The 1,307-nt window shown below is 74.9% G+C and carries 2 pseudogenes; one reads left to right on the plus strand and one right to left on the minus strand.

Features of this window, described 5'->3' with window-relative positions:
• A pseudogene (locus ASC99_RS27830) lies at positions 1-771 on the minus strand (AAA family ATPase); the annotation flags it as partial.
• A gap of 146 nt (positions 772-917) precedes the next feature.
• Between ASC99_RS27830 and ASC99_RS41275 the strand changes: the two are divergent.
• Positions 918-1,307 (plus strand): annotated as a pseudogene (locus ASC99_RS41275) (hypothetical protein); the annotation flags it as partial.

Here is a 1,307-nt window from a genome sequence, read left to right on the forward strand (position 1 = left end):
GGGAGAGCAGCGGGAGAGCAGCACGGTGCTCGCGCAGCCGTCCACCGGCCCGGCCGAGGCGGCGAGCCTGGCGTGCAGCCGGGCGGTGGCCTGGCGGTGCCTGGCGAAGGCGTACGCGGAGACCCGGCGGCCCCGGGCCTGCTGGCCCTGCTTGGCCTGGAGCGGGCTGCTGTCCAGCACTATCAGGTGCAGCCGGCGCCCCTGCCGGGCGGCGGTGCGGGACAGCCAGCCACGCACCCAGGGCAGGGTGCCGCAGTCGTGCACCACCAGCGGACCACCCGTCAGCAGGGCGCGGCGCAGCCGCAGGTAGTGCCGCAGCCGCACCAGCGGCCGGTACAGCGCGTACGGCAGCCAGGCGGGCAGCCGGGCGGCCCAGTGCTCGCGGCTCTGCTGGGAGTCGATCACCGGCGCCGTGGCACAGCGCCGCATCAGGGTGCTCTTGCCGCTGCCCGGCAGCCCGGAGACGACCACCAGGTCGCCGGCCGGGTAGTGGAGCACCGGCGGGGTGGGCCCCGGCCGGAGGTCGTGCAGCCCGTGCGGCCGCAGCAGTTCGGGCACCCCTGGCCCGCGTGACCCCCGGGGCCGGCCGGGCACCCGAGGTGCGGCCGGAGCCGTCCGGACGGGGCCCGGACTGACGGTCTCGTGCACTGCCCCTCCTTCACGATCCCGATGACCTGCCCTGATCGGACAAGCCTTCACCAAGAAAGAGTAATGGGCGGGGCCGACGGTGGACCGGGTCAGCGGCCGACTGGCGCCCGCCCGCAGCGGCATCGGGACCGGGCTGTGACGTTGCGGGTGGCATCGTGGCCGGTCTGTTGCCGATTCCTTACGGGTGCGAATGATCTTGGCGGGCCGGTTCGTGGCATTCTGGTCGGTCTCAGACGGGCAGACAGTGGGCGGGGTAGGGGGCGGTGCGGATGAAGTTCTGCTTTCTGGTGGAGGAGCAGTACCGGAACGACGGCATACCGGTGGACGTGGTCCGGCAGTTGGCGGACTGGGGCCACCAGGTGGACGTGCTGCGCCCGGGCGGCTCGCTGCTCGACCTCGGCCGGCTGGTGCGGGCGGGCAGTCACGACGCCTGGGTGCTGAAGACGGTCTCCGGCGGCCCCGGGCTCGGCCTGCTGGAGGCCGCCGCGGCGGCCGGGCTGACCACAGTGAACGACGCCCGGTCGATCCGGTGCGTCCGGGACAAGGCCAGCGCGGCGGTCCGGGCGGCCGGTCTGGGCCTGCCGGTCCCGGAGACCTGGGCGGCGGCCCGGCTGGCCGACCTCGCGCAGATCCCCGCCGACCGCTACCCGCTGGTGGTC

This window comes from Kitasatospora sp. Root107 (genome assembly GCF_001424875.1).
GTDB lineage: Bacteria > Actinomycetota > Actinomycetes > Streptomycetales > Streptomycetaceae > Kitasatospora.